The sequence below is a fragment of the Cellulomonas sp. P5_C5 genome (assembly GCF_054049655.1).
The window spans coordinates 115,938-139,761 of sequence record NZ_JBFULY010000002.1; the positions used below are offsets into that span (position 1 = coordinate 115,938).

Annotated in this window: 19 protein-coding genes and 2 tRNA genes; 13 read left to right on the plus strand and 8 right to left on the minus strand. The window is 68.9% G+C overall.

What is annotated here, in order from left to right; genetic code table 11:
• Positions 1 to 3,341: 3,341 nt before the first annotated feature.
• From ACXJKF_RS02360 to rpmH, 5 genes are read right to left on the minus strand one after another with little or no spacing between them, the layout of a single operon-like run.
• Positions 3,342 to 3,857, minus strand: a complete 516-nt coding sequence (locus tag ACXJKF_RS02360; protein WP_456786138.1) for a Jag family protein — start codon at positions 3,855 to 3,857, stop codon at positions 3,342 to 3,344.
• A 35-nt stretch (positions 3,858 to 3,892) separates the two neighbouring features.
• Entirely contained in the window at positions 3,893 to 4,948 is a 1,056-nt protein-coding gene (gene yidC / locus ACXJKF_RS02365; RefSeq protein WP_456786139.1) for a membrane protein insertase YidC, read from the minus strand.
• Between the two features lie 21 nt (positions 4,949 to 4,969).
• Entirely contained in the window at positions 4,970 to 5,266 is a 297-nt protein-coding gene (gene yidD, locus ACXJKF_RS02370) for a membrane protein insertion efficiency factor YidD (RefSeq protein ID WP_456786140.1), read from the minus strand.
• Positions 5,267 to 5,273: 7 nt separating this feature from the next.
• The gene (gene rnpA / locus ACXJKF_RS02375; RefSeq protein WP_456786141.1) at positions 5,274 to 5,639 is read right to left on the minus strand and encodes a ribonuclease P protein component; all 366 of its coding nucleotides are present in this window, start codon (positions 5,637 to 5,639) and stop codon (positions 5,274 to 5,276) included.
• An 11-nt stretch (positions 5,640 to 5,650) separates the two neighbouring features.
• Positions 5,651 to 5,788: a 50S ribosomal protein L34 gene (gene rpmH, locus ACXJKF_RS02380; protein WP_013885212.1), complete on the minus strand. Its 138-nt coding sequence runs from the start codon at positions 5,786 to 5,788 to the stop codon at positions 5,651 to 5,653.
• Between the two features lie 479 nt (positions 5,789 to 6,267).
• On the opposite strand from rpmH, the gene dnaA reads away from it, so the two are divergent.
• The 7 genes from dnaA (at position 6,268) to gyrA (ending at position 17,263) form a co-directional block, all read left to right on the plus strand.
• Complete coding sequence (gene dnaA / locus ACXJKF_RS02385; protein WP_146847539.1) at positions 6,268 to 7,812, plus strand: chromosomal replication initiator protein DnaA; 1,545 nt, start codon at positions 6,268 to 6,270, stop codon at positions 7,810 to 7,812.
• A gap of 708 nt (positions 7,813 to 8,520) precedes the next feature.
• Entirely contained in the window at positions 8,521 to 9,651 is a 1,131-nt protein-coding gene (gene dnaN, locus ACXJKF_RS02390; RefSeq protein ID WP_456786142.1) for a DNA polymerase III subunit beta, read from the plus strand.
• 66 nt (positions 9,652 to 9,717) lie between these two features.
• Positions 9,718 to 10,647: a phosphogluconate dehydrogenase (NAD(+)-dependent, decarboxylating) gene (gnd, locus tag ACXJKF_RS02395; protein ID WP_456786143.1), complete on the plus strand. Its 930-nt coding sequence runs from the start codon at positions 9,718 to 9,720 to the stop codon at positions 10,645 to 10,647.
• Positions 10,648 to 10,656: 9 nt separating this feature from the next.
• Entirely contained in the window at positions 10,657 to 11,838 is a 1,182-nt protein-coding gene (gene recF, locus ACXJKF_RS02400; RefSeq protein WP_456786144.1) for a DNA replication/repair protein RecF, read from the plus strand.
• Positions 11,828 to 12,388, plus strand: a complete 561-nt coding sequence (locus ACXJKF_RS02405; RefSeq protein WP_456786145.1) for a DUF721 domain-containing protein — start codon at positions 11,828 to 11,830, stop codon at positions 12,386 to 12,388. Before recF ends, ACXJKF_RS02405 begins: the two co-directional genes overlap by 11 nt.
• Positions 12,389 to 12,613: 225 nt before the next feature.
• Positions 12,614 to 14,608, plus strand: a complete 1,995-nt coding sequence (gyrB, locus tag ACXJKF_RS02410) for a DNA topoisomerase (ATP-hydrolyzing) subunit B (RefSeq protein WP_456786340.1) — start codon at positions 12,614 to 12,616, stop codon at positions 14,606 to 14,608.
• Between the two features lie 48 nt (positions 14,609 to 14,656).
• A complete protein-coding gene (gyrA, locus tag ACXJKF_RS02415; RefSeq protein WP_456786146.1) occupies positions 14,657 to 17,263 on the plus strand; it encodes a DNA gyrase subunit A in 2,607 nt (868 codons plus the stop codon).
• Here gyrA and ACXJKF_RS02420 read toward each other — a convergent pair.
• A complete protein-coding gene (locus ACXJKF_RS02420) occupies positions 17,235 to 17,549 on the minus strand; it encodes a hypothetical protein (protein ID WP_456786147.1) in 315 nt (104 codons plus the stop codon). The two genes, gyrA and ACXJKF_RS02420, sit on opposite strands and share 29 nt — an antisense overlap.
• Before the next feature lie 82 nt (positions 17,550 to 17,631).
• Here ACXJKF_RS02420 and ACXJKF_RS02425 point away from each other — a divergent pair, with 82 nt between their 5' ends.
• From ACXJKF_RS02425 to ACXJKF_RS02440, 4 genes are all read left to right on the plus strand, one after another.
• On the plus strand, positions 17,632 to 18,189 hold the full coding sequence (locus tag ACXJKF_RS02425) for a DUF3566 domain-containing protein (protein ID WP_456786148.1): 558 nt from the start codon (positions 17,632 to 17,634) through the stop codon (positions 18,187 to 18,189).
• 70 nt (positions 18,190 to 18,259) lie between these two features.
• Positions 18,260 to 18,333, plus strand: a tRNA-Ile gene (locus ACXJKF_RS02430).
• Positions 18,334 to 18,355: 22 nt separating this feature from the next.
• Complete coding sequence (locus ACXJKF_RS02435) at positions 18,356 to 18,475, plus strand: DLW-39 family protein (RefSeq protein WP_456786149.1); 120 nt, start codon at positions 18,356 to 18,358, stop codon at positions 18,473 to 18,475.
• A gap of 28 nt (positions 18,476 to 18,503) precedes the next feature.
• Positions 18,504 to 18,579: transfer RNA gene (locus ACXJKF_RS02440), tRNA-Ala, on the plus strand.
• Between the two features lie 154 nt (positions 18,580 to 18,733).
• Here ACXJKF_RS02440 and ACXJKF_RS02445 read toward each other — a convergent pair.
• A complete protein-coding gene (locus tag ACXJKF_RS02445) occupies positions 18,734 to 20,005 on the minus strand; it encodes an MFS transporter (RefSeq protein WP_456786150.1) in 1,272 nt (423 codons plus the stop codon).
• Entirely contained in the window at positions 20,002 to 21,285 is a 1,284-nt protein-coding gene (locus ACXJKF_RS02450) for an ATP-grasp domain-containing protein (protein WP_456786151.1), read from the minus strand. Before ACXJKF_RS02450 ends, ACXJKF_RS02445 begins: the two co-directional genes overlap by 4 nt.
• Before the next feature lie 286 nt (positions 21,286 to 21,571).
• Between ACXJKF_RS02450 and dapA the strand changes: the two genes are divergently transcribed.
• Both dapA and ACXJKF_RS02460 read left to right on the plus strand, forming a co-directional pair.
• Entirely contained in the window at positions 21,572 to 22,507 is a 936-nt protein-coding gene (dapA, locus tag ACXJKF_RS02455) for a 4-hydroxy-tetrahydrodipicolinate synthase (protein WP_456786152.1), read from the plus strand.
• 193 nt (positions 22,508 to 22,700) lie between these two features.
• Positions 22,701 to 23,777: a DUF3419 family protein gene (locus ACXJKF_RS02460; RefSeq protein WP_456786153.1), complete on the plus strand. Its 1,077-nt coding sequence runs from the start codon at positions 22,701 to 22,703 to the stop codon at positions 23,775 to 23,777.
• Positions 23,778 to 23,824: the final 47 nt, after the last annotated feature.

The following is a 23,824-nucleotide window of genomic DNA, read 5'->3' on the forward strand; positions in this document are numbered from 1 at the left end:
TGCCGTTCCGCGCCAGTACCAACCGCGCCTCCAACGCTGACTCTCGCAACAGCACCGACGGGGCAAGCAACGGCAACGGGCGTGACAGCAGCAAGTAGTCGTGCGCGACAGCAGCAACCAGCCGTTCGATAGGGCCAGCCGTGTGCGATGGCGCCAGTCGCGTGCGATGGCGCCGGTCGCGCGCGACGGCAGTGGACCGGGTGCGACAGCACGGGACGTGTGCGACACCCCGGACGTGTGCAAATGGCACGGACCGTGTGCGCAGCACAGGACGCGCGCTGCAGCACGGACCGTGTGCAACAGCACGGGACTGGCGCTGTCACACGGACCGTGTGCGACAGCACAGGACGCGCGCTGCAGCACGGACGTGCGCTGCAGCACCGGACGTGCGCTGCAGCACCGGACGTGCGGGGCTACACCGGACGTGGACGGCAACGCCGCCTGGACACGCCGCCACCCGCCCTGTGAGACGCGCTGTCCATGCGCATCCGGAGCCATCGCACCACCGCGCTGGCCGCACACCGGGCGCCCGTCTTCCTTCAGCATCCTGCGGGTCTCTCCGCCGAGCGCGTCAGCAGGGACGTACTGCGTCGCTGTCCATCCATGACCCAGAGAAGCGCCTCCTCAACGACGCAAGACTCCCGACTGGAGAAGGGTGCATCGACCGACTGGATCGTCGCATCAGGGCCCACTCCCCACGTCACCGCCGTGGGGAGTGCAGCCTTGGACCAAGGCGGCAATGTCAACCACACCGGATCACGGCGATTCCGCACGCCTCCCGCAGCATGTCGCCCCAGGTTCGCCTCCGTGCGTCTTGTGGTCTGACAGGCGCCCACACGCACCCCACCACCTCGTGCCCAGCGCTGTTTCACGTGAAACGAGACAAGCCCGCCCGACGTCGCACGGATGCCCACTTCCGTTCCGGCCACACCGATCGCCACGCACCCCCGCCAGCTCTAAGCTCGACGCCCACCGTCTCCGGCGCCGCACTGCTGTCGTCGGGGCGTCGTCCGCACCGCCGCCGGGCCTTGCCCCATGCGCACGGTGTGGACGTGTCTGTTCCACGTGAAACGTCCTCTGCTGAGGGCGCGATCGTGAGAAATCGCGCCCTGCCGATGGCGAGGCCGACATCGAACGCGCCGAGGTCCGGAGGTGTGTCGCTTCTGCGGTACGTCCCGAGCACGGGTGACTGCCAACCGCGCCGCCGATCACCTCCCAATTGGCTATCCCAGAGGCGTGCTCGTCGGTCGGAGCTCCGCTCCTGGACACGCCGGGTGGATCACTGCGTGGACCGAGCTTCTGTCGGACTCGACATCCTGCTCGCTGTCGGCACACCCCGTGTGACGACCGGGTGAGCTCCGCCGACTGCTCAAGCCTGGAGGATCGTCCGCACAGGCATCGAGGAAGCAGGGTTGGGCGCTTCTGTGTCGATCCACTCCTGGCGACCGCGGCCGAGTGTTCCACGTGAAACAGATGCTCGATCTGCCACAACCGACCATGCCTTGTGCACTACGTGCACGCTCGCGGACGCTAGGCGCCTCCCGGGCACGAGGAGTGACCGACGCGTCTGGCAGAACAATCTAGTGACTCCTACGTTAAGCAACGCTGCGTGCTTACGCGGGCGAGCCGGGGGTCCGCGCCGACGGAGCGTCGTCCGCGCACTCCCATCCTCGGAAGCGGACCGGCCGGCCCTCCGGCGTGCTTCCACTGGGAATCTGTCGACTCTCGACACGTGACCAGGGACCAGGTTCAGATAGAGAGACGACGAGACCTGTCCGGACGCAAGTGCCTGCTCGCCAGAGCCAGACGGGGGGACCGGTACACCCATTCGTGCCGCGAGGTTCGAGAGACTCCCGCAGAGCCTCCGATCCGAGATGTGTGCAGCGCCCCGCTCAGGCGATCAGGTAACCGCGAGCTTCGGTGGACCCACAGTCTTCGTTCGCCACGTAGTCCGGGCCTCGGACTGACGCCGTAAATGGACCCCACCCCTGCGACGCACGAAAGAGTCAGCATCGGAGTCGGCTACCTCAGCTGCGTCCTCGCGTGAGCCGCACTGGCAGCACCGACAGCCGACACCGATGAGCCGTGGGACCTGGGACTGGGACCAGAGACGCATGACAGCAACGAGGCAGCATGAGTCGGCTACCGTCGGCCCCTCAGGAGCGGACACGACTTGCCAGGTAACGGGCCTGCGCCAGAGAACACCTGTTTCACGTGAAACAAGGCTCGCGCCGTGAGTGTCGTCTCGTTGCCGGCGCAGGGGGCGCACTCGCTCAGGACAAGACACCCACCTCACGTCGCAGACCGCTCGGCTTGACACCCTCCGATGCTTCTCGATCGCTGTACGTGGTGCGTCACCATGACAGAGCACGTCCAGGGGCGGACCGGCAGTGCTCGCGGAAGCGCGTGGGGCACGTCCGTCGACCGTCCGTCGAGCGCAGCACCGCCGCTCCTCCCAGACAGGTCCGGTGTGGGCATGCCGCAAGCGGCACCTAGCTCGCCCATGTTCCACGTGAAACGCGCAGCCGACCGACGCTCACGTCGCCTCATGGCGACCGTGTGCAGGCCGTCAGCGCCGACGTGGCGTGATTCCGGCAGGCTGCGCCCCCCGGCAACTCACCGGTGAGCTCACGTAGCCCGTTCAACGCGGACCGTCCTTGTCCGCGACATCGATCCGCCCGGACAGAGGCACCAGCCATTCCCGGGGAGAAGCACTGCCTGGGCCCAGGACTGTCGCTCTTGAACGTGCAGACTCTCACTGTGCGCACGGACGCGTGCCCGACCTCGACTTCGACTCCACCTCATGTTTCACGTGGAACCGTGGCGCTCGATCCCTCCTGCACACCCCATCGCACGAGCCGAGAAGACATCGAGCGGGCCCGGACGGAAGACGTATCGGCCGGCTCTCGCGCGGGGCAAGCCGCCGGGGTGATGCGGTCATCGACATGCTCTCCTCGCGCAGGGCGAGTGGTCGGGCCATGTGGTCATCGGCCCGCTCCACTCGCGCGCGGGGGTGGGAGTTCGTGGCCATGCGGTCATCGACCTGCTCCACTCGCGCGCGGGGGTGGGAGTTCGTGGCCATGCGGTCATCGACGACCTTTTCCCACGGACAAGTGGCGGAACCCTCGCTCCTACCGCTCACTCGCACAAGAACATCGCTGCGCACTCGACCGAAGGAGCAGCACCCACCGGCACCCCGCGCGACGCGCGACCACCACAGTCGTCACACGTGCGATCGGGTGTCGACGTCGCCGAACATGTTTCACGTGGAACCCCACAAGAAACGAGGAAGGGGCGAGCCCTCAGGCCCGCCCCTCCAGCTCCCTACGGGAGAAACAGCATCACGCCGGTCGGATCACCACGTGCCGGTTCGGCTCCACGCCGTCGGAGTCACTCGACATCCCCGCCGCGGCGACGGTGTCATGGACCACCTTGCGCTCGAACGGGTTCATGGCGTCGAGCGCCACGGCCGAGCCGGACTCCTTGACGCGCGCGATGGCCTCCTCGGCGACAGTCACGAGCTCCGCGCGGCGTGCCGAACGGTAGCCGGCGACGTCGAGCATCAGCCGGCTGCGCTCGCCGGTCTTGGCCTGCACGGCAAGGCGTGTCAGCTCCTGGAGAGCATCGAGCACCTCGCCGTCGTGTCCGGCCAACCGCGAGAGCGACTTGTCGGCGGGGTCCTCGGACACGATCTCGACGGCTGCTCTGCCGTGGTCGATGTCGATGTCGATGTCGCCGTCGAGGTCGGCGATGTCCAGCAGCTCCTCGAGGTAGTCGGCGGCGATCTCGCCTTCCTCCTCGAGACGCTTGGTGCTGGTGGTCTCGACGGGGACAGCGTCGGGCTGGGTCGAAGTCATGGAGTTCTCTCTCCGATCATCGTCGCGCGGGTGCGCTACTTCTTTGGCTTGGTGGGTGCGCCTGGCGCCGGGGTGCTGGGTCCGTCGGGCTCGCCGTCTACGGACGCTTGGGGCTTGTCCTGGACGCCGTCGATCACGGGCCGCGGCTTGTTGCGGTCCTTACGCTTCGGCTGCTCGCGCTGGCCGCGCGGCTTCTCCTCGATGATCACCGTGGGCGCAGCGTCTTCCTCGATCGTGCCGTGCGCCTTGGCCTTCCTGGCCTTGCGCTCCTTCATGGCGATCTCGGCCTGCGAGCCCGGGGCCGGCATCCGGCGGATCGTGTAGAACTGCTGGCCCATCGACCACAGGTTGGTGGTGGTCCAGTAGATGAGGACACCGATGGGGAAGTTGACGCCGGAGAAGGCGAAGATCAGCGGCAGCACGTAGAGCAGCACCTTCTGCTGCTGCGCCATCGGGCCCTGGAGGGCGGCGGGGGGCATGTTCTTCATCGTGAGCTGGCGCTGCGTGAGGAACGTCGTCGCGGACATCGCGATGATCAGGACCACCGTGACGACCCGGATGTGCCAGTTGTCACCGGCCTGCATGAACGTCCCCGACAGAGGGGCGCCGAAGATCGTGGCAGCCTCGGCCTGCGCAGCGAGCGCCGGCGTCATCGGMCCGATGGGGGGATAGGAACCGTCGGCGATGCYGGGCAGCTCGATGAGGACCCGGAACAGCGCGAAGAAGATGGGGGACTGCAGCAGGATCGGCAGGCACGACGCGAACGGGTTCGTGCCGTGCTCGCGGTAGAGCGCCATCGTCTCGCGGCTCATCGCCTCGCGGGACGCGGGGTCCGTCTTGCCCTTGTACTTCTTCTGGATTGCCTGCATCTCGGGTGCGAGCAGCTGCATGCCGCGCGACGCCTTGATCTGCCGGAAGAAGAGTGGGATCAGCAGGATCCGGATGACGATCACGAGTCCGACGATGGACAGCGACCAGGCGGCGCCACCCTCGGGGTCGAGCCCGATCGCGCTGAAGAGCGCGTGGAACTTCACCATGATCCAGGCGACTACGACCATGATCGGTTTGAGCAGACCGTCGAACCAGTCCATCGGGCAGAACTCCTCGGGGGGTCAGTGTGTGGACGGGGCCACGTCGTGATGGTGGTGAACGGATCGTGCTGGTGGAACGTCGTCCACGCCACCCAGGTTCCACGGGTTGCAGCGGAGCACCCGCCAGATGGCGAGCCCGGTCCCGCGGATCGCGCCGTGGCGCTGCACCGCGATCACGGCGTACTGCGAGCAGGACGGGTAGAACTTGCAGGTCGGAGGTGTCATCGGCGAGATGAACCGCTGGTAACCCGTGAGCAGGAGCAGCAGGAGCCGACCGGGAGCACGCACGATCCCGCGGGCAATACGCCGAAGAGTCATGGGATGACTAAGCCTCGGTCCGACGTCGAGCACGACGTGCTGCGGTCTCGAGCGCTGCATCGAGGTCGTCACCGAGCAGGTCGAACGAGCGGGTCGCCGCCGGCGGCAGGGCTCTGACGACGATCCCTGCGTCGGCCGGCATCGCCGCGAGCCGTGCACGGACGAGCTCGCGCAGCCGACGCTTGACCAGGTTGCGCGTCACCGCGGTCCCGACCGCCTTGGACACGACAAGACCGACCACCGGCCCGGAGGGCGAGTGATCGGTCCTGGTCGTCAGATGCACCACGAGGGTGTCCCGTCCACCGCGCGCGCCTCGGCGCACCGCCTGCTCGAAGTCGGCAGCGCGGCGCATGCGATGCGCGGCGGACAGCACCGACGGTGGCGTCAGGCCGAGAGCTCCGAGCGACCCTTGCGGCGACGAGCCGCCAGGATCGCGCGGCCGGCACGCGTGCGCATGCGCAGGCGGAAGCCGTGGGTCTTGGCCCGGCGCCGGTTGTTCGGCTGGAAGGTGCGCTTGCTCACGAGAGTCTCCAAGTACATCGAGTGGGTCTCGCAGGTGCCGCGCGACCATGTTCAGGCTGCCGAGTTCGAACTGCTCCCAGGACACGCATCGCGTGCGTGCGGCGTCAGGGCGCGCCAGCAGGGGCCATCGAGAAGGCTGCAATACCGTACTTCCCACCGTAGTGGCCGGTCAAATGCGCGCGACTCGCCGCAGCGATCCTCCCACAGGCGCGCCGACGTCACCCCGACGGGCACTCCCCGCACCCGCGTCGGGCCACTAGCATCGGTCATCGTCGTCAGGGGGGCGCGGCCTGTGGATCACGACGTCGTGGATGGCCGCCAGCCGCATGACCATGAAACTGTCCGGCAGCCCGTCCTCATCGTGTCTGAGCATCTATGACACCAACGAGACCAACTGCTCACAGGTGTGGACAACTGTGTGGACAACGCAGGTCGTGCGAGACTCGACCACCCACGCGATCGAACAGCTGAGGTAGCACGTGTCACAGGACGAAGAGCTTTCCCGGGTCTGGGGCCACGTGGTGTCGACCCTCGAGTCGAGTCCGGACATCACGCCGCGCCAGATCGCCTTCGTCCGGCTCGCCCGGCCGCTGGGACTCCTCGACGGAACCCTCCTGCTGGCGGTCGGCAACGACCTCACCAAGGACTACCTCGAGTCGCGAGTGCGCGGTGAGGTGACGGCCGCCCTGAGCACAGCCCTCGACCGGGAGGCCCGGTTCGCCATCACCGTCGACCCTGAGCTGGCTGAGGACGCGCCGCCGGCCCTCCGCGTCGTCGGCTCGGGTGCGGACCAGCGGCATGAGCCGTACAGCCAGTCGCGCGACGAGCGCGAGGCCGACGAGGCCGACGCGCGCCGGGAGGCCCGTCCCGACCTGTCGCTGGTGCCCGACGACGGCCAGGACGACCGCGACGACCAGGTGCGGGAGCGCCGCTACGGCGGCCGCAACGACGACCGCCCGCCGCCGGCGAACCGGCGGATGCCGGCCGAGCCCGCGCGACTGAACCCGAAGTACCTCTTCGAGACGTTCGTCATCGGCAGCTCGAACCGCTTCGCGCACGCCGCGGCGGTCGCGGTCGCGGAGGCCCCGGCCAAGGCGTACAACCCGCTGTTCATCTACGGCGACTCCGGGCTGGGCAAGACGCACCTGCTGCACGCGATCGGCCACTACGCGCAGAACCTGTACCCGAGCGTGCGGGTGCGGTACGTGAACTCCGAGGAGTTCACCAACGACTTCATCAACTCGATCAGCGAGGGCAAGGCCGGCGCGTTCCAGCGGCGCTACCGCGAGGTCGACGTGCTCCTCATCGACGACATCCAGTTCCTGCAGGGCAAGGAACAGACGATGGAGGAGTTCTTCCACACGTTCAACACGCTGCACAACGCGAACAAGCAGGTCGTGATCACGTCCGACCTGCCGCCTAAGCAGCTGAACGGCTTCGAGGACCGGATGCGGTCGCGCTTCGAGTGGGGCCTGATCACCGACGTCCAGCCGCCGGACCTCGAGACCCGCATCGCGATCCTGCGCAAGAAGGCCGGCAGCGAGCGGCTGCAGGCACCGCCGGACGTCCTGGAGTACATCGCGAGCAAGATCTCGACCAACATCCGCGAGCTCGAGGGTGCGCTGATCCGGGTCACGGCGTTCGCCAACCTGAACCGGCAGCAGGTCGACCTGTCGCTCGCGGAGATCGTCCTCAAGGACCTCATCACCGACGACCAGACGACGGAGATCACCGCGACGCAGGTGATCGGGCAGACGGCCGCGTACTTCGGGCTCAGCATCGACGACCTGTGCGGCTCCAGCCGCTCGCGCGTGCTCGTCACGGCCCGGCAGATCGCGATGTACCTGTGCCGTGAGCTGACCGATCTGTCGCTGCCCAAGATCGGGCAGGCCTTCGGCGGCCGGGACCACACCACGGTCATGCACGCGAACCGCAAGATCCGCGAGCTGATGGCGGAGCGCCGGTCGATCTACAACCAGGTCACCGAGCTCACGAACCGGATCAAGCAGCAGAACAGAGGCTGATTCAGCCCCTCCAGGGCCTGAGTTATCCACAGCTGTCCACAGGAACCTGGGGACACTTGTGACGCGGTTCACCCATTCGGCGCATCGGGCCGCTCGTCACGCGAAGACAACGCCCTGACCTGCGGGAACACCACCAAACGGACATCGCGGGAGCGAAGTGCGCGTTCACAAACGGGCATTGCACGCGAACAGGCATGAGACAACTCTCACCATCGAAACGATACGAGGGTCTTGACCCGAACCTTCACCCTCCGGATGAGACATGCATGGGACGAATCTCCACACCTGTGCACTCACCTGTGGACGACGGTGGATGACACGCCGTGCGGGTGTGGACGGCAGACCCTCGACCAGTGGACACAGCCGAGGGCCTCGAGGACCGTCCACGGCCGTCCACCGCACGTCCGGTTCGGCCCACACCTCACGTGCACAGCCAGATTGCCCCCTGACCTGCACGGACGCCGATAATCCACACAGTGCACAGGACCGATGACGACGATGACACTTCTCTAGGTGGGGGATCCACACACCGCCAGAGGACGTGAGGCGGCTCGCGACGCACGGCGAACGACACGGCTGTCGTTGTCATCCCCATGCCCGTACCGAGCGTCGGACCTCTCGCGTAGTGTTCGCCTGACGCCTGCCCGTCGGACCCGCACAAACCTGTGACGACGCGCCCGGTCAGGCCAGCTCGACGAGAGGTGAGGTATGAGGTTCCGGGTCGACCGTGACGTTCTCGCGGACGCCGTCACGTGGACGGCGCGCAGCCTGCCCACTCGGCCGCCGGTCCCTGTCCTGGCGGGTGTGCGCCTCGAGGCCGACACCACGGGCACGGTCCAGCTCTCGAGCTTCGACTACGAGGTCTCCGCGCGGTCGCAGATCCCGGCAGACGTGAGCGAGGCCGGCACGGTGCTCGTCTCGGGCCGCCTGCTCGCCGAGATCTCCCGTGCCCTGCCGGACAAGCCCGTCGACGTGGTCCTCGAGGGCACCAAGGTCGTCGTGACCTGCGGCGCCAGCCGTTTCACGCTCCTGACGATGCCGGTCGAGGACTACCCGAACCTCCCGGTCATGCCCCCGACCACGGGAACCGTCGACGGCGACGAGCTCACCCACGCGGTTGCCCAGGTGTCCGTCGCTGCCAGCCGGGACKACACGTTGCCCCTGCTCACGGGCGTGCGGGTCGAGATCGAGGGCGAGAAGGTCACTCTCCTGGCCACCGACCGCTACCGGCTCGCGCTGCGCGAGCTCACGTGGAAGCCGTCGTCCCCGGACATCTCGACGGTCGCCCTCGTGCGCGCCCGGACGCTGTCCGACGCAGCGAAGTCGCTCGGCAGCGCCGGTTCCGTCACGGTGGCCCTGTCCACCGGCTCGGGGGTCGACATGATCGGCTTCGAGGCTGCGGGCCGGCAGACCACCAGTCTGCTCGTCGACGGTGACTACCCGGCCGTCCGCCGGCTCTTCCCGGACGAGACCCCCATCCACGCCGTCGTCAGCACGCACGCGCTGGCGGACGCTGCAAAGCGCGTGAGCCTCGTCGCGGAGCGCAACACTCCGATCCGCCTGTCGTTCAGCGAGGGCCAGGTCGTCCTCGACGCCGGCCAGGGTGACGACGCCCAGGCGTCCGAGGCGCTCGAGGCGACCCTCGTCGGTGACGACATCTCGGTGGCGTTCAACCCGCAGTTCCTGCTGGACGGCCTCGGCGCCCTGAGCACCACGTTCGTCCGGCTGTCGTTCACGCACCCGAACAAGCCCGTGGAGTTCACCGGCCAGGAGTCGCTCGACGGCGAGGACAACCCCGAGTACCGCTACCTGCTGGTCCCCATCCGCTTCGCCAGCTGACCGGCGCACCGCCGCCACGTGCGGCACAGTGGGACGCGCGATCGCGGCTCCGAGAGAGGCACAGTCATGCACATCGGTCTGGTGGGTCTGGGCAAGATGGGTGCGAACATGCGCACCCGCATCCGCGCCGCGGGCATCGAGGTCACGGGGTACGACCGGAACCCGGACGTCACCGACGTCCCCTCGCTCGAGGCGCTGGTCGACGCGCTCCCCGCCGGTGAGCGCGTCGTGTGGGTGATGGTGCCGTCGGGACAGATCACGGACGCGGTCGTGACGGAGCTCGCCGGGCTCCTGACGCGCGGTGACATCCTGATCGACGGCGGAAACTCGTACTACCAGGACGACCAGAAGCACGCGGACGTCCTGGCCCAGACGGGCGTCGACTTCCTGGACGCCGGGGTGTCCGGCGGTGTCTGGGGCCTCGACAACGGGTACGGGCTGATGGTCGGCGGCGACGAGGCCGTCGTCGCGAAGGTCATGCCGGTGTTCGACGCGCTGCGTCCCGAGGGGCCGCGCGAGGAGGGTTTCGTGCACGCCGGCACGGTCGGCGCCGGCCACTTCGCCAAGATGGTCCACAACGGCATCGAGTACGGCCTCATGCAGTCCTACGCCGAGGGCTACGAGCTCCTGGCCGCAAAAGACCTGGTCACCGACGTGCACGGCACGATGCGCGCGTGGCAGCGGGGAACCGTCGTGCGGTCGTGGCTGCTGGAGCTGCTGGTCAAGGCGCTCGGGCAGGACCCGGGTCTGGGCGAGATCGACGACTGGGTCGAGGACTCCGGCGAGGGTCGGTGGACCGTCGACGAGGCGATCGACCTGGCGGTGCCCGCCCCGGTGATCTCGGCGGCGTTGTTCGCGCGGTTCCAGTCGCGCCAGGAGGAGTCCCCCGCGATGAAGGCCGTCGCCGCGCTGCGCCAGCAGTTCGGTGGGCACGCGGTCAAGCCGGCCGGCACCACGGGTCCGGTCACCGGTACCCCGCCGTCGCAGTCGCTGTAGCCGGGACAGATGTACGTCGCCCACCTCTCCCTGACGGACTTCCGCTCGTACGCGCAGGTCGAGCTCCCCCTGGAGCCCGGGATCACCGCGCTTGTCGGACCCAACGGCCAGGGCAAGACCAACCTGGTCGAGGCGATGGGCTACGTCGCGACGCTCGGCAGCCACCGGGTACCGACGGACGCGGCGCTCGTGCGCGCGGGGACCACCCGTGCGGTGGTCCGGGCCAAGGTCGTCCGGGAGCTGGAGCCGGGCCGGCCGCGCTCGACGCTGGTCGAGATCGAGGTGACCCCGGGCAAGGCGAACCGTGCCCGGGTGAACGGCGGCTCGCCGACGCGGGCGCGGGACGTCCTGGGCATCCTGCGCACGGTGCTCTTCGCGCCTGAGGACCTGTCGCTGGTCAAGGGGGACCCGGACGGCCGGCGACGCTTCCTCGACGACCTGCTGGTGCAGCTCACCCCGCGGGTCGCGGGGACGGTGGCGGACTACGACCGGGTGCTGCGGCAGCGGTCGGCGCTGCTGAAGTCGGCCGCCGTGGCGCGTCGGGGTGCCGGTGCGGACCTGCGGACGCTGGACGTCTGGGACGCCAAGCTCGCACAGACGGGGGCGCAGATCATCGTGGCCAGGCGAGCCCTGGTCAGAGGGTTGGCGCCACACGTCGAGAAGGCATATGCGCAGGTCAGCGCCGGGCAGGGCGACGCCATCGTCACCTACAAGGCGTCGTTGGACGCAGTCCTCGAGATCGAGGACGACACGGCGGGCGTCGAGCTGGTGGAGGCGCAGCTGCTCGAGGCGATGGGCCGGCTGCGCAGCAAGGAGATCGAGCGCGGGGTCAGCCTGGTCGGCCCGCACCGCGACGACCTGGTCCTCACGCTCGGCGGCCTGCCGGCCAAGGGGTATGCGAGCCACGGCGAGTCGTGGTCGTTCGCGCTGGCGCTCCGGCTCGCCTCGTACGAGCTGCTGACGCGTGGCGACGAGGGCGTCGGCGGCGACTGGGGGCCGGACGGTGAGCCGGTGCTGATCCTGGACGACGTGTTCGCGGAGCTCGACGCGCGTCGCCGTGACCGGCTGGCGGAGCTCGTCGCGCCCGCACGGCAGGTGCTCATCACGGCGGCCGTGGCCGACGACGTCCCGGCGCCGCTGGCCGGGGCACGGGTGGACGTCATGGGCGGTGAGGTGGCGCGTGTCCTCTGACGAGCTCTTCCCGCAGCCCAGGGCGGCGGACACCCCGTTGCGTGACCTGGTGGACCTGACTCCCCCGCGACAGGTGGCGCTCGGGGCGCTGGGCCGTGCGAAGGCGGCGGCCGCACAGCGCGGGTACCGGCCGGGCGACCCGGCGAGGCGCCGGCCGCTGGTCCCGGTCGCCGTGGGGACCGCCGGGCCGGGCGCACGCGACCCGCAGCTCGTCGGGTCGACGGTCAGCGGGCTGCTCGACCAGCTCGGTGGGCCGTCGGACCAGGTCGCGGGCGTGCTCAAGCACCGGTGGTCGGAGCTCGTCGGCCCGCAGGTCGCGGAGCACTGCGAGTACGTGTCGTTCGAGGGCGGGGCGCTCACCCTGCGGGCGCACTCGACGTCGTGGGCGACGCAGCTGAAGTTCCTGACGCCCGCGATGCTCGGGCGGTTCGCGGCGGACCTCGGCGACGGCATCGTCCTGGAGATCACCGTGCTGAACCCGGGCGGGCCCCGGTTCAAGACGGGTCCGAAGAGGGTCGCCGGGCGCGGTGAGCGCGACACGTTCCGCTGACCGAGGAATGCCTGGGGCGACGCCGCCGGGAAAAGAGGGTCCAGGCCCGTCCACCAGGTAGACTGTGAAGGTCATTCCTGGCGCGCCTGTGCCTGGAACTCCAGCGTCATGGAGTGATCCGATCCGGTGAAGTTCGGTCGGCGCCCTCCGTCGCGTGTGAGAGCTTGAGGAGCACCACCGCCCGTGGCCGAGCAGAGCACCCCCTCCACCAGCACGGCAAAGACCATGAAGGATGGCAACGGCGGGTACGACGCCAGCGCGATCACGGTGCTCGAAGGCCTCGAGGCGGTGCGCAAGCGCCCCGGCATGTACATCGGCTCCACCGGCGAGCGCGGCCTGCACCACCTGGTCTCCGAGGTCGTCGACAACTCCGTCGACGAGGCCCTGGCCGGCTACTGCGACCACGTCGAGGTCACGCTCCTCCCCGACGGCGGCGTGCGCGTGGTCGACAACGGCCGTGGCATCCCGGTCGCCATCCACCCGACCGAGGGCCGACCGACCGTCGAGGTCGTCATGACGATCCTGCACGCCGGCGGAAAGTTCGGCGGCGCGGGCTACGCGGTCTCCGGCGGTCTGCACGGCGTCGGCATCTCGGTGGTGAACGCGCTGTCCACGCGCGTGGAGACAGTGGTCAAGCGCGACGGCTTCGTCTGGCAGCAGGACTTCTCCGACGGCGGCAAGCCGCTGGGCGAGCTGCAGAAGGGCGAGCCCACCGACGAGACCGGCACGTCGCAGACGTTCTGGGCCGACCCGTCGATCTTCGAGACCACCGAGTACGACTTCGAGACGCTGCGCGCGCGGTTCCAGCAGTACGCGTTCMTCAACAAGGGCCTGCAGATCTCGCTCACCGACGAGCGCCCGGAGCACGTGGGTACCGGCGACGAGGTCGCGGGTGACGAGGACACGGCCCCGACGTCGCGGAACGTCACCTACAAGTACGACGACGGCCTGGTCGACTACGTGAAGCACCTGAACAGCGCCAAGAAGGTGGAGGTCGTCCACCCGGAGATCATCGACTTCGAGTCCGAGGACACCGAGCGCCGGATCGCCGTCGAGATCGCCATGCAGTGGACCAACGCGTACTCCGAGTCGGTGCACACGTACGCGAACACCATCTCCACCACCGAGGGTGGCACGCACGAAGAGGGCTTCCGCGCCGCGATGACGTCCCTGATCAACCGCTACGCGCGCGACAAGGGCATCCTCAAGGAGAAGGACGAGAACCTCACCGGCGACGACATCCGCGAGGGCCTGACCGCGGTCATCTCCATCAAGCTGGGCGAGCCGCAGTTCGAGGGTCAGACGAAGACGAAGCTGGGCAACACCGAGGCCAAGACGTTCGTGCAGCGCGTGGTCAACGAGCAGCTGGGCGACTGGCTGGACTCGCACCCGAACGAGGCGCGCGACGTCATCCGCAAGTCGATCCAGGCCGCGGCCGCCCGCATGGCGGCCCGCAAGGCGCGCGAGGCCACGCGCCGCAAGGGTCTGCTCGAGTCCGGCGGCATGCCGGGCAAGCTCCGCGACTGCCAGTCGAGCCGCGCGGAGGAGTGCGAGGTCTTCATCGTCGAGGGCGACTCGGCCGGCGGCTCCGCGGTCCGGGGGCGGAACCCGCGCACCCAGGCGATCCTCCCGATCCGCGGGAAGATCCTCAACGTCGAGCGGGCGCGGCTGGACCGCGCGCTGGGCAACCAGGAGGTCCAGGCGCTGATCACCGCGTTCGGCACGGGCATCGGCGAGGACTTCGACCTGTCCAAGCTGAGGTACCACAAGATCGTGATCATGGCCGACGCCGACGTCGACGGTCAGCACATCCGGACGTTGCTCCTGACCCTTCTCTTCAGGTACATGCCGAACCTGATCACCCACGGTCACGTGTACATCGCGCAGCCGCCGCTGTACCGGGTCAAGTGGGCGAACGCCGACCACGACTACGTCTACACGGACCGGGAGCGCGACGCCGTCGTCGCCGACGGACAGGCCAACGGCAAGCGGCTGCCGAAGGACAACTCGATCCAGCGCTACAAGGGCCTGGGCGAGATGGACTACCAGGAGCTGTGGGAGACGACGATGTCGCCCGAGCACCGCACGCTCCTGCAGGTCACCCTCGACGAGGCCGCGGCCGCCGACGAGATCTTCTCGATCCTCATGGGCGAGGACGTCGAGTCCCGCCGCTCGTTCATCCAGCGCAACGCGAAGGACGTGCGTTTCCTCGACATCTGATCGGGAGACGCACGGGCCGCAAGCAAGCAACTGACGTAAGGAAACACGTTGAGCGAGACCACCGGCAACGAGATCGAGCACGGCCGTATCGACCAGGTCGACCTGCAGCTGGAGATGCAGCGGTCGTACCTCGACTACGCCATGTCCGTGATCGTCGGACGAGCCCTGCCGGACGTCCGTGACGGTCTCAAGCCGGTGCACCGCCGCGTGCTGTACGCGATGTACGACGGTGGCTACCGCCCGGACCGCCAGTTCTCCAAGTGCTCGCGCGTCGTCGGCGACGTCATGGGCAAGTACCACCCGCACGGTGACACGGCGATCTACGACGCGCTGGTGCGCCTGGTGCAGGACTGGTCGCTGCGGTACCCGCTGGTGTCCGGCCAGGGCAACTTCGGCTCCCCGGGCGACGACCCGGCGGCCGCCCCGCGGTACACCGAGTGCAAGATGGCGCCGCTGTCCATGGAGATGGTCCGGGACATCGACAAGGACACCGTCGACTTCCAGGACAACTACGACGGCCGTACGCAGGAGCCGACGGTCCTGCCGTCGCGGTTCCCGAACCTGCTGGTCAACGGCTCGGCCGGCATCGCCGTCGGCATGGCGACCAACATCCCGCCGCACAACCTGCGTGAGGTGGCCGAGGGGGTCCAGTGGCACCTGGACCACCCGGAGGCGTCGCGCGAGGAGCTGCTCGCCGCGCTCCTGCTGCGCATCAAGGGCCCGGACTTCCCGACGGGCGCCACGATCCTGGGCCACAAGGGCATCGAGGAGGCGTACCGCACCGGCCGTGGCTCGATCACGATGCGCGCGATCGTCGAGGTCGAGGAGATCCAGGGCCGCATCTGCCTGGTCGTCACCGAGCTGCCGTACCAGGTGAACCCGGACACCCTGGCGAAGAAGATCGCGGACCTGGTCCGCGAGAACAAGGTCACGGGCATCGCGGACATCCGCGACGAGACGTCCGGCCGCGCCGGCCAGCGCCTGGTCATCGTGCTCAAGCGCGACGCCGTCGCGAAGGTCGTGCTGAACAACCTCTACAAGCACACGCAGCTGCAGGACACGTTCGGCGCGAACATGCTCGCGCTGGTCGACGACGTCCCCCGCACGCTGAGCATCGACGCGTTCGTGCGCCACTGGGTCACCCACCAGCTCGAGGTCGTCGTCCGCCGCACCGCGTTCAAGCTGCGCGAGGCCGAGGCGGACATCCACATCTACCGCGGCTACCTCAAGGCGCTCGACGCGCTCGACGAGGTCATCGCGCTCATCCGTCGCTCCCCCGACGCGGACGAGGCGCGCGCCGGCCTGATGGCCATGCTCGACATCGACGAGCTCCAGGCGAACGCGATCCTCAACCTGCAGCTGCGCCGGCTGGCAGCGCTGCAGCGCCAGGAGATCCTCGAGCGCTACGCCAAGCTCGAGGCGGAGATCCTCGAGTACCGGGCGATCCTGGCGTCGGAGCAGCGCCAGCGCGACATCGTGTCCGAGGAGCTGGGCGAGATCGTCGCGAAGTACGGCGACGAGCGGCGCACGACGATCCTGCCGTTCGACGGCGAGGTCAGCGTGGAGGACCTCATCGCCGAGGAGGAGATGGTCGTCACGATCACCCGTGGCGGCTACGCCAAGCGGACCCGGTCGGACAACTACCGGGCCCAGCGACGCGGCGGCAAGGGCGTGCGCGGCGCGCAGCTGCGCGAGGACGACCTGGTCGACCACTTCTTCGTCACGACGACGCACCACTGGCTGCTGTTCTTCACCAACCTCGGTCGCGTCTACCGCGCCAAGGCGTACGAGCTGCCCGAGGGCGGGCGCGACGCCAAGGGCCAGCACGTGGCCAACCTGCTGGCGTTCCAGCCGGGCGAGAAGATCGCCCAGGTGCTCGACATCCGCGACTACACCAAGGCCGAGTACCTGGTGCTGGCCACGCAGCGCGGTCTGGTGAAGAAGACGCGCCTGTCCGACTACGACTCCAACCGGTCCGGYGGCGTCATCGCGATCAACCTGCGCGAGGACGAGGACGGGCTGCCGGACGAGCTGGTCTCGGCGCGGCTGGTCGACTCCGACCAGGACCTCATCCTGGTGTCGCGCAAGGGCCAGTCGGTGCGGTTCACCGCGTCCGACGAGTCGCTGCGGCCCATGGGCCGGGCCACGTCCGGTGTCACGGGGATGAAGTTCCGCGCCGACGACGAGCTGCTGGCCATGGACGTCGTGCGGGAGGACGCCTACCTGTTCACGGTGACCGAGGGCGGCATCGCGAAGCGCACGGCGCTGACCGTGGAGAACTACCGCCAGCAGGGCCGCGGCGGTCTGGGCATCAAGGTCGCGAACCTGCCGGAGGCGAACGGTGACCTCGTCGGGGCGCTCGTCGTGGACCCGGACGACGAGGTTCTCGTCATCATGGAGCGCGGCAAGATCGTGCGTTCCGCCACCGCGGAGGTCAACGCGACGGGCCGCACGACGCAGGGTGTCATCTTCGCCAAGCCCGACAACGGTGACCGGATCATCGCCGTCGCCCGCAACACTGAGCGACACCTGGCCGACGAGCCGGGTACCGTGGGCGCTGAGAATGGCCAGGTTTCGGACGTCCCGGACTCCCCCGTCGACGCTGAGGTACCCGAGCCCGAGGCCGTCACAGACCCGTCAGCGGAGGACGCATGACCGATTCCACGCCCCCCTCGATCCCGCCACGCAAGCGTCCGACGACCCCGACGACAGCCGGCCGCCAGACGACGTCCGCGCCGCGCACGGGATCCGGACCGACGTGGAGCGACAGCGAGGACGCCGCGACGCACGTGCCCAACCTGAACGGCTCCAACGGGTCGACGGCGTTCACGGTGCCCGCGAGCGTGATGCCCCCGACGGTGACGCCGACACGCACCTCCACGTCGACGGCCCGGACGGCGGCGCCGATCCGTCCGGATTCTCCCGAGACGAGGACCGCCACCGCGACATCTCCACAGGATCGTGACACGACCGTCTCCGCGACGGGCGATGAGCACGACCCTCCGTCCCCGATGATGGTGGCGGTGGACACCGCCACCGTCTGGCTCAAGAAGGCCGGCGTCGCCACGTCCGCCGCGTTCGCTGCGGCCACCCGACCCCGTCCCAAGGAGCCGTCCATGACCACCACCCCGGCGGCTCCGCGGACGACGACGTCGACCGACAACCTCACGAGTGCACGGCCGAGCACGGGACGCATCCCGACGGTCGGTTCGCACGGCGCCCCGCGCCGGGTCCGGCTCGCCATCTCGCGCGTCGACCCCTGGTCCGTGATGAAGCTGTCGTTCCTGCTGTCGGTGGCTATCGGCGTGATGATCGTCGTCGCGGCGGCCGTCGTCTGGTTCACGCTCAACGGGCTCCAGGTGTTCACCAAGGCGGACAACCTGGTCACCCAGATCACCGGCACCGAGAGCGGGATCGACATCCTGCAGTACGTCGAGTTCCAGCGGATCATCTCCGGCGCGACGCTGATCGCGGTCATCGACGTCTTCCTGCTCACCGCGCTGGCGACCATCKGGGCGTTCCTCTACAACATCGTGGCGGCGCTGGTCGGCGGCGTGCACGTGACCATGACGGACGAGTGATCGCCGGTTTGGGTGGGGCCCCTGCCCTGGGGTAGTCTCATCCGGCGCCACTGCGGCGCGCGTAGTGCACGGGCCTATAGCTCAGACGGTTAGAGCGCTTCCCTGATAAGGAAGAGGTCACAGGTTCAAGTCCTGTTAGGCCCACTCCCGACCCGTGGGGGAACCGATGAAGAAGCTCCTGCTCCTGGCGGCTGTTGCCGCCATCGGATTCGTCGTGTGGCAGAAGTACACGCAGGATCGTGACGAGCGAGACCTGTGGGCAGAGGTCACCGACACGTTCGAGTGACGGTCGGGGCCCGTTGCCTGTCGGGCACGGGGCCATGGCGCAATTGGTAGCGCACCTGCTTTGCAAGCAGGGGGTTAGGGGTTCGAGTCCCCTTGGCTCCACCACGAGCGGTTCAGGTCCGTCGGCTGCGGCCCGGGCCTGACCGCCGTCAACCCGCTCACTCACGGCTGAGTCGAGGACGTGCTGGCCGAGCGCCCGCCCCGCGCGGACGGAGCGACGCACAGGGCGGTCGAACCAGCGCGCTCGTCACGACGAGGTCTACGCGGGGACGCCTTCGTCCTCGGCGGGGATCGGACGTGAGCGCGCCGTCGCGGCGGCGACCGGGCCGACGACGAGCGCCGCGAGGAGGAGGACGGCGGCGAGGACTGCCCAGCCGAGGGAGCCGTGCTGCAGAACGAGCGCGACGACGAGCAGCGGTCCGACGACGTCCTGCAGACCTATGCCCGTGCTGAACACCGCGAGGTACTGAACGCGCCGGTCAGGCGGTGCAAGCTCGTACGAGAGCGACCATCCCGCGGCCGACTGCCAGAGCTCCCCGGCCGTGAGGAAGAGCGTTCCGAGCAGGAGCAGTCCGGCCGCTCCCCACGGGCCGACACCGCCCGCCAGCGCGAACGGCACACACGCCACGACGAGCGCGAGCCCTGCCCATCGGGAAGCCCGGATGCCTCCGGGTAGATCMTCGGTCCCGCGTGAGAAGGGGACCTGGAACGCGACGGCGAGCACGGCGTTCACGGTCACCACGATCGAGACCATCACGGCGRGCGCGTCGGTCCGCTCCAGGATCCAGAGCGGGACGACGACGCCGAGCAGCGTCATGTGCATCGCAAGGATGGCGTGAACGCCGGTCAGGGAGGCGTACCGCCAGTCTCGGAACGAGGTGAGGGCCGTGAGGACGCCGACCTTCGCCCTGGTCACAACGGTCTTCTGGCGCGGAAGTCGCAGGCACGCGAGGGTGACTGCGGTGGCGGCGAAGCTCGCGGCGTTCACGAGGACGATCGCCCGGTAGCCGACGGACGTCGACGACGTGACGAGAGTTGCGGCGAGGACGGCCCCGACGGAGAAGCCGGCGTTGCGGATCGACCTCATCAGCGCCATCGTCCGCACACGCCCCGACTCCCCCACGAGTGACGCGACGAAAGCCTGCGTCATGGCAGGGACGGCCCCCTCGGCGGCCGCCTGGAGACACACGAGGACGATGAACTCCGCCGGGGAGTCCACCAGGACGAGCGCGGCGAAGAACACCGCTCGGCACGCCTGGAGGACGACCAGCATCCGTCGGGCGCCGAATCGGTCGCCGAGAGTCCCGATGGGGACAGCGGTGACGAGCGCGACGAGGCCCGCCGCCGCGAGACCGGTCGCAACCGCTTCGGGCGTCAGGCCGATGTACCGGACGTAGTAGACGACGGCGCCCGCGAGGAATACGCCTGTGCCGATCGCGTCCACCAGCGCTACGAGAAGGAACGCCCGTACTGCTCGGGGCATGTCCCGGGCGCCGGTCCACAGCCGGATGATCCCGTCGCGTGCGCTCACACGTCTGCGTTCACGATCACGTCGATCCTCTGGAGCGCAGCATCGACGGCGGCCGACGCCCCGGCAGAGTCGACGCTGCGCACGATGACGTGTCCGACGCGGTCCCATGAGCTGGCGAGCGATCGGACACGGTCCCCGGGCTGCACGTCGACCTCCACCTCGACGACGTCGTCGACTGTCGACGCGTGGTCGACGCCGTTGACGGCGTCCACCACGCCGGCGGGCAGGTCGAGGAACCTGATCGCCGCTGTCGCGGTCGCCTGCCGTCCGGTGGTCGCAGAGCCTCGGGACAGGAGCGCGAGGTAGTCCGAGAGGAGGCTTCCGGGGTAGGCCAGGTCGATGAGGACGTCGATGTGGTCACCGGGCAGCCTTCCGGCGCACTCGACGAGGTGAGGTCGTCCCCCGACGAGGATCCACTCGGAGTGCAGGACGCCGGTCCGGTACCCGGTGGCGGCGACGAACCTCCGGACCGCCGCCTCGATGGCGTCGGCCGTGGGAGCGGGGAGCGGAGCAGGGACGAGGTGCCCTGTCTCGACGGGGCGCGCCCCGGGTCGTACCTGCTTCGCCGTCGTGTTGGCGAAGACGACGACGCCATCGAGGACGAGGGCCTCGTGGCTAATCTCGGGTCCGTCGAGCACTGACTCGACGAGGAACGCACCGGTGCGCAGCGTCGAGGCGCGCAGCTTGGGTTCGTCCGCGCCAGCGGCGGCGGCGAGAACAGCCGCGGCGTCGGCGTCCGGACCCATGATGTGCACCCCGAGGCTTGCCTGCCGGTTCGTGGGCTTGAGCACGCAACGGCCTTCGCGCGTCGCCCGGAACTGGTCCACCTCCTCGGGCGTGCTGACGACGAGCCAGTCAGGCTGCAGCACGGCGCCATCGACGGCGGCGCGGAGCCGTGCCTTGTCCCTGAGGACCTGGGCCGCGGCGACGCCGGCGCCCGGCAGACCCCAGGCCTCAGCGAGGGCGGCGGCGACGACGACGCCGTACTCGACGGCCGGCACGACGGCCCGCACCCCTTCCGGGCGGTCGAGCGTCGACGCGAACCGTCGGGCACCGTCCTCGTCCTGGGTCGGCGCAGGGAGAAGAGCCCCGGCGCAGGCAAAGGAGTCGATGACGGCGGCCGCTCGGCGCGCCGCGATGACGTCGGGCTCCTCGAGCACCAGTACGGATCGGGGGGGAACCAGCCCGTCGAGGTCGGTCAGCAGGGCCCGGCTGAAGCCGACCGCGACGATCTCGATGCCGGGCGGCAGGGTGGCGAGGTCTTCGATGACGAGGCTCACCGGCCTGCCACCGTGTTCGCGACGAGGTCCAGTGCAGACACGAGGGCTCCCTGGTCTTGTGCTCGGCCTTGAGCGTGCGGCAGCGGGCGGATCGCTGGTGGTGCCGGTGTCGGGCCTCAGCCCTGGGAATCGGCGGACATCCGCTTCGCCACGGAACGGGCGACGTGTCCGGTATTGCGGCCGATCGTAGGGACGGTCACGTGCCGGGACAAGTCGAGGTCCACCCGAGCCGGTGGCCAGCCAGGTGCTCGCGTGAGTCTCCTAGCCCACCACTAGCATGGCCGCCATGGTGTTCCCCGACGGGCAGMTTGGTGGGTCCACCAGCGGGGCGCGCCCGTTCGGTGCGGTTCTGACCGCGATGATCACGCCGATGACCTCCGCCGGTGCCGTCGATCCGGAGACTGCCGCCCGGGTGGCAGCCCGGCTCGTCGACGAGGGGAACGACGGCGTCGTCCTGAACGGCACGACGGGCGAGTCCCCGACTACCCACGCGGCCGAGAAGGCGGCGGTGGTCGAGGCGGTCGTCGAGGCCGTCGGTGCGCGTGCCTACGTCCTGGCGGGTGCCTGCTCGAACGACACGGCGCACGCTGTCCGGATGGCGAAGGACGCCGCTGCTGCGGGTGCTCACGGTCTGCTGGTCGTCTCGCCCTACTACTCCCGGCCGAGCCAGGAGGGTCTGTACCGGCACGTCGTCGCCGTCGCCGACGCGACCGACCTTCCCGTCATGGTGTACGACATCCCCGGGCGCGCCCGTGTCGGGATCGCTCCTGATACCTGGGAGCGACTGGCAGCGCACCCCCAGGTCGTCGCGAGCAAGGACGCAAGCGGTGACGTCGCTTCGGCGACACGGCTCGTGGAGGCCACAGGGCTCGCGTGGTACGCCGGAGACGACACCCTTCTGCTCCCCTACCTGTCGGTGGGAGCCGTCGGTATCGTCTCGGTCGCTGCCCATGTCATAGGGGGTCCTCTCCGTGACGTGGTCCGGATGTGGGACGCCGGTGACCACGTCGGCGCCCTGCACCTGTACCGGCGTGTCATGCCCGTCATCGAGGCCATCAACGGCGCGGGATTTCAGGCGGTGCAGGCAAAGGCAGCCGTGGAGATCGTGGGAATCACCGGCAACCGGACCCTGCGCCTGCCGTACGTCGCAGCAGCCGAGGACGACGTGGCCACGTTGCGTCGCCACCTCGTCGAAGCCGGCGTGGTCTCCGTCCCTGGCTGATGGGCAGCAGCCCGCGCCCCGTGTCGCCCCATCTCGCACTGCGGGACGTCGCTGCCCATTAGATGGACCGCTGGCCTTGACGTGCCAGTCACCACCATGGGAGCGTTCCGCCGATCGCGGGACAGACCCGGACATCTAGTGTGGTGAGTTCCAGGCCGAGCACCGCTGCAGGCCGGGCGCTCAGGGGGCACCTATGAGTGAGATCTACTTTGCGCAGATTCGTGAGGACTCACGGATCGAACGACATCTCCAGGGCCGCTACCAGGCTCGACGAGTCCTCACGATCGGCTCGGGAGGTTGCACGGCGTTCTCTCTGCTCGACGACGAGATCGACAGCCTCGTCGTCGTCGACGCGAACGCTGCTCAGTGCGCGCTGATCCAGCTGAAGATGGCCGCGCTGGTCACCCTCGAGCTCGAGGAGTATCTCGAGTTCGTCGGCGAGCGACCTGCGACGACCCGCCTGGGAACGTACCGCCGACTCGAGGAGTCCCTGCCTGACGATGCACGCGCGTACTGGCGTGGCCATCGAGCGCGAATCGAGTCCGGGATCAACCGCTGCGGGGTGACCGATCGCTTCTACAGCCTGGTCGGAGAGAACCTGTCCCAGATCGTCCTCGACACGGAGGCGGTCGACCTCCTCTTCTCGTGCTCGACCCTCGACGAGCAGCGCGCATTCTTTGCCGAGCACCTCGACAACGATCGCTGGGACACCGCGGTGCGTGTGCTGTTCAGCAGCTGGACCCAGTCCTACTTCTACCCTCCGCTGTGGTCGGCACGAAGCGCGGAGTCCAAGTTCGGCGAGTACTACGCTGCACAGATCAGGGAAGCGATCGTGAACCGACCGATCGCGGACAACTACTTCCTCCACCAGCTGCTCGTGGGTCGTTACCTCTTCGACCGCACAGACGGCACACCTGCATATCTCTCCGAGGACGGATACAGCAGGGCGCGCCGAAACACCCACAAGATGCAACTGGTGAACGGCACCGTCGACCAGTCCCTCACTGTGGCCAGGGACATCGATGCCTTCTACCTCTCCAACATCTTCGACTGGGGAAGTCCCGCCCGGCATGGCGGCTTCGCAGAGAAGGCTCGGAAGGCGGCGTCGGCGGACGGAGCGATCGTCCTGCACYGGAGCATGTACGGAGGAGATCGGCTGACACCGGTGTTCGGGGACCTTCTGAAGATCCGTTCCGAACTGTCACACGAGCTCGCGCAGCAGGAGCGTTCCATGCTCTATCGCGAGGTCACCGTCGGCGAGCTCGTCTGATCAGACCGCGCCGCGCGGGGACCGTGAGGCAGGTCCGCACGGTTGTC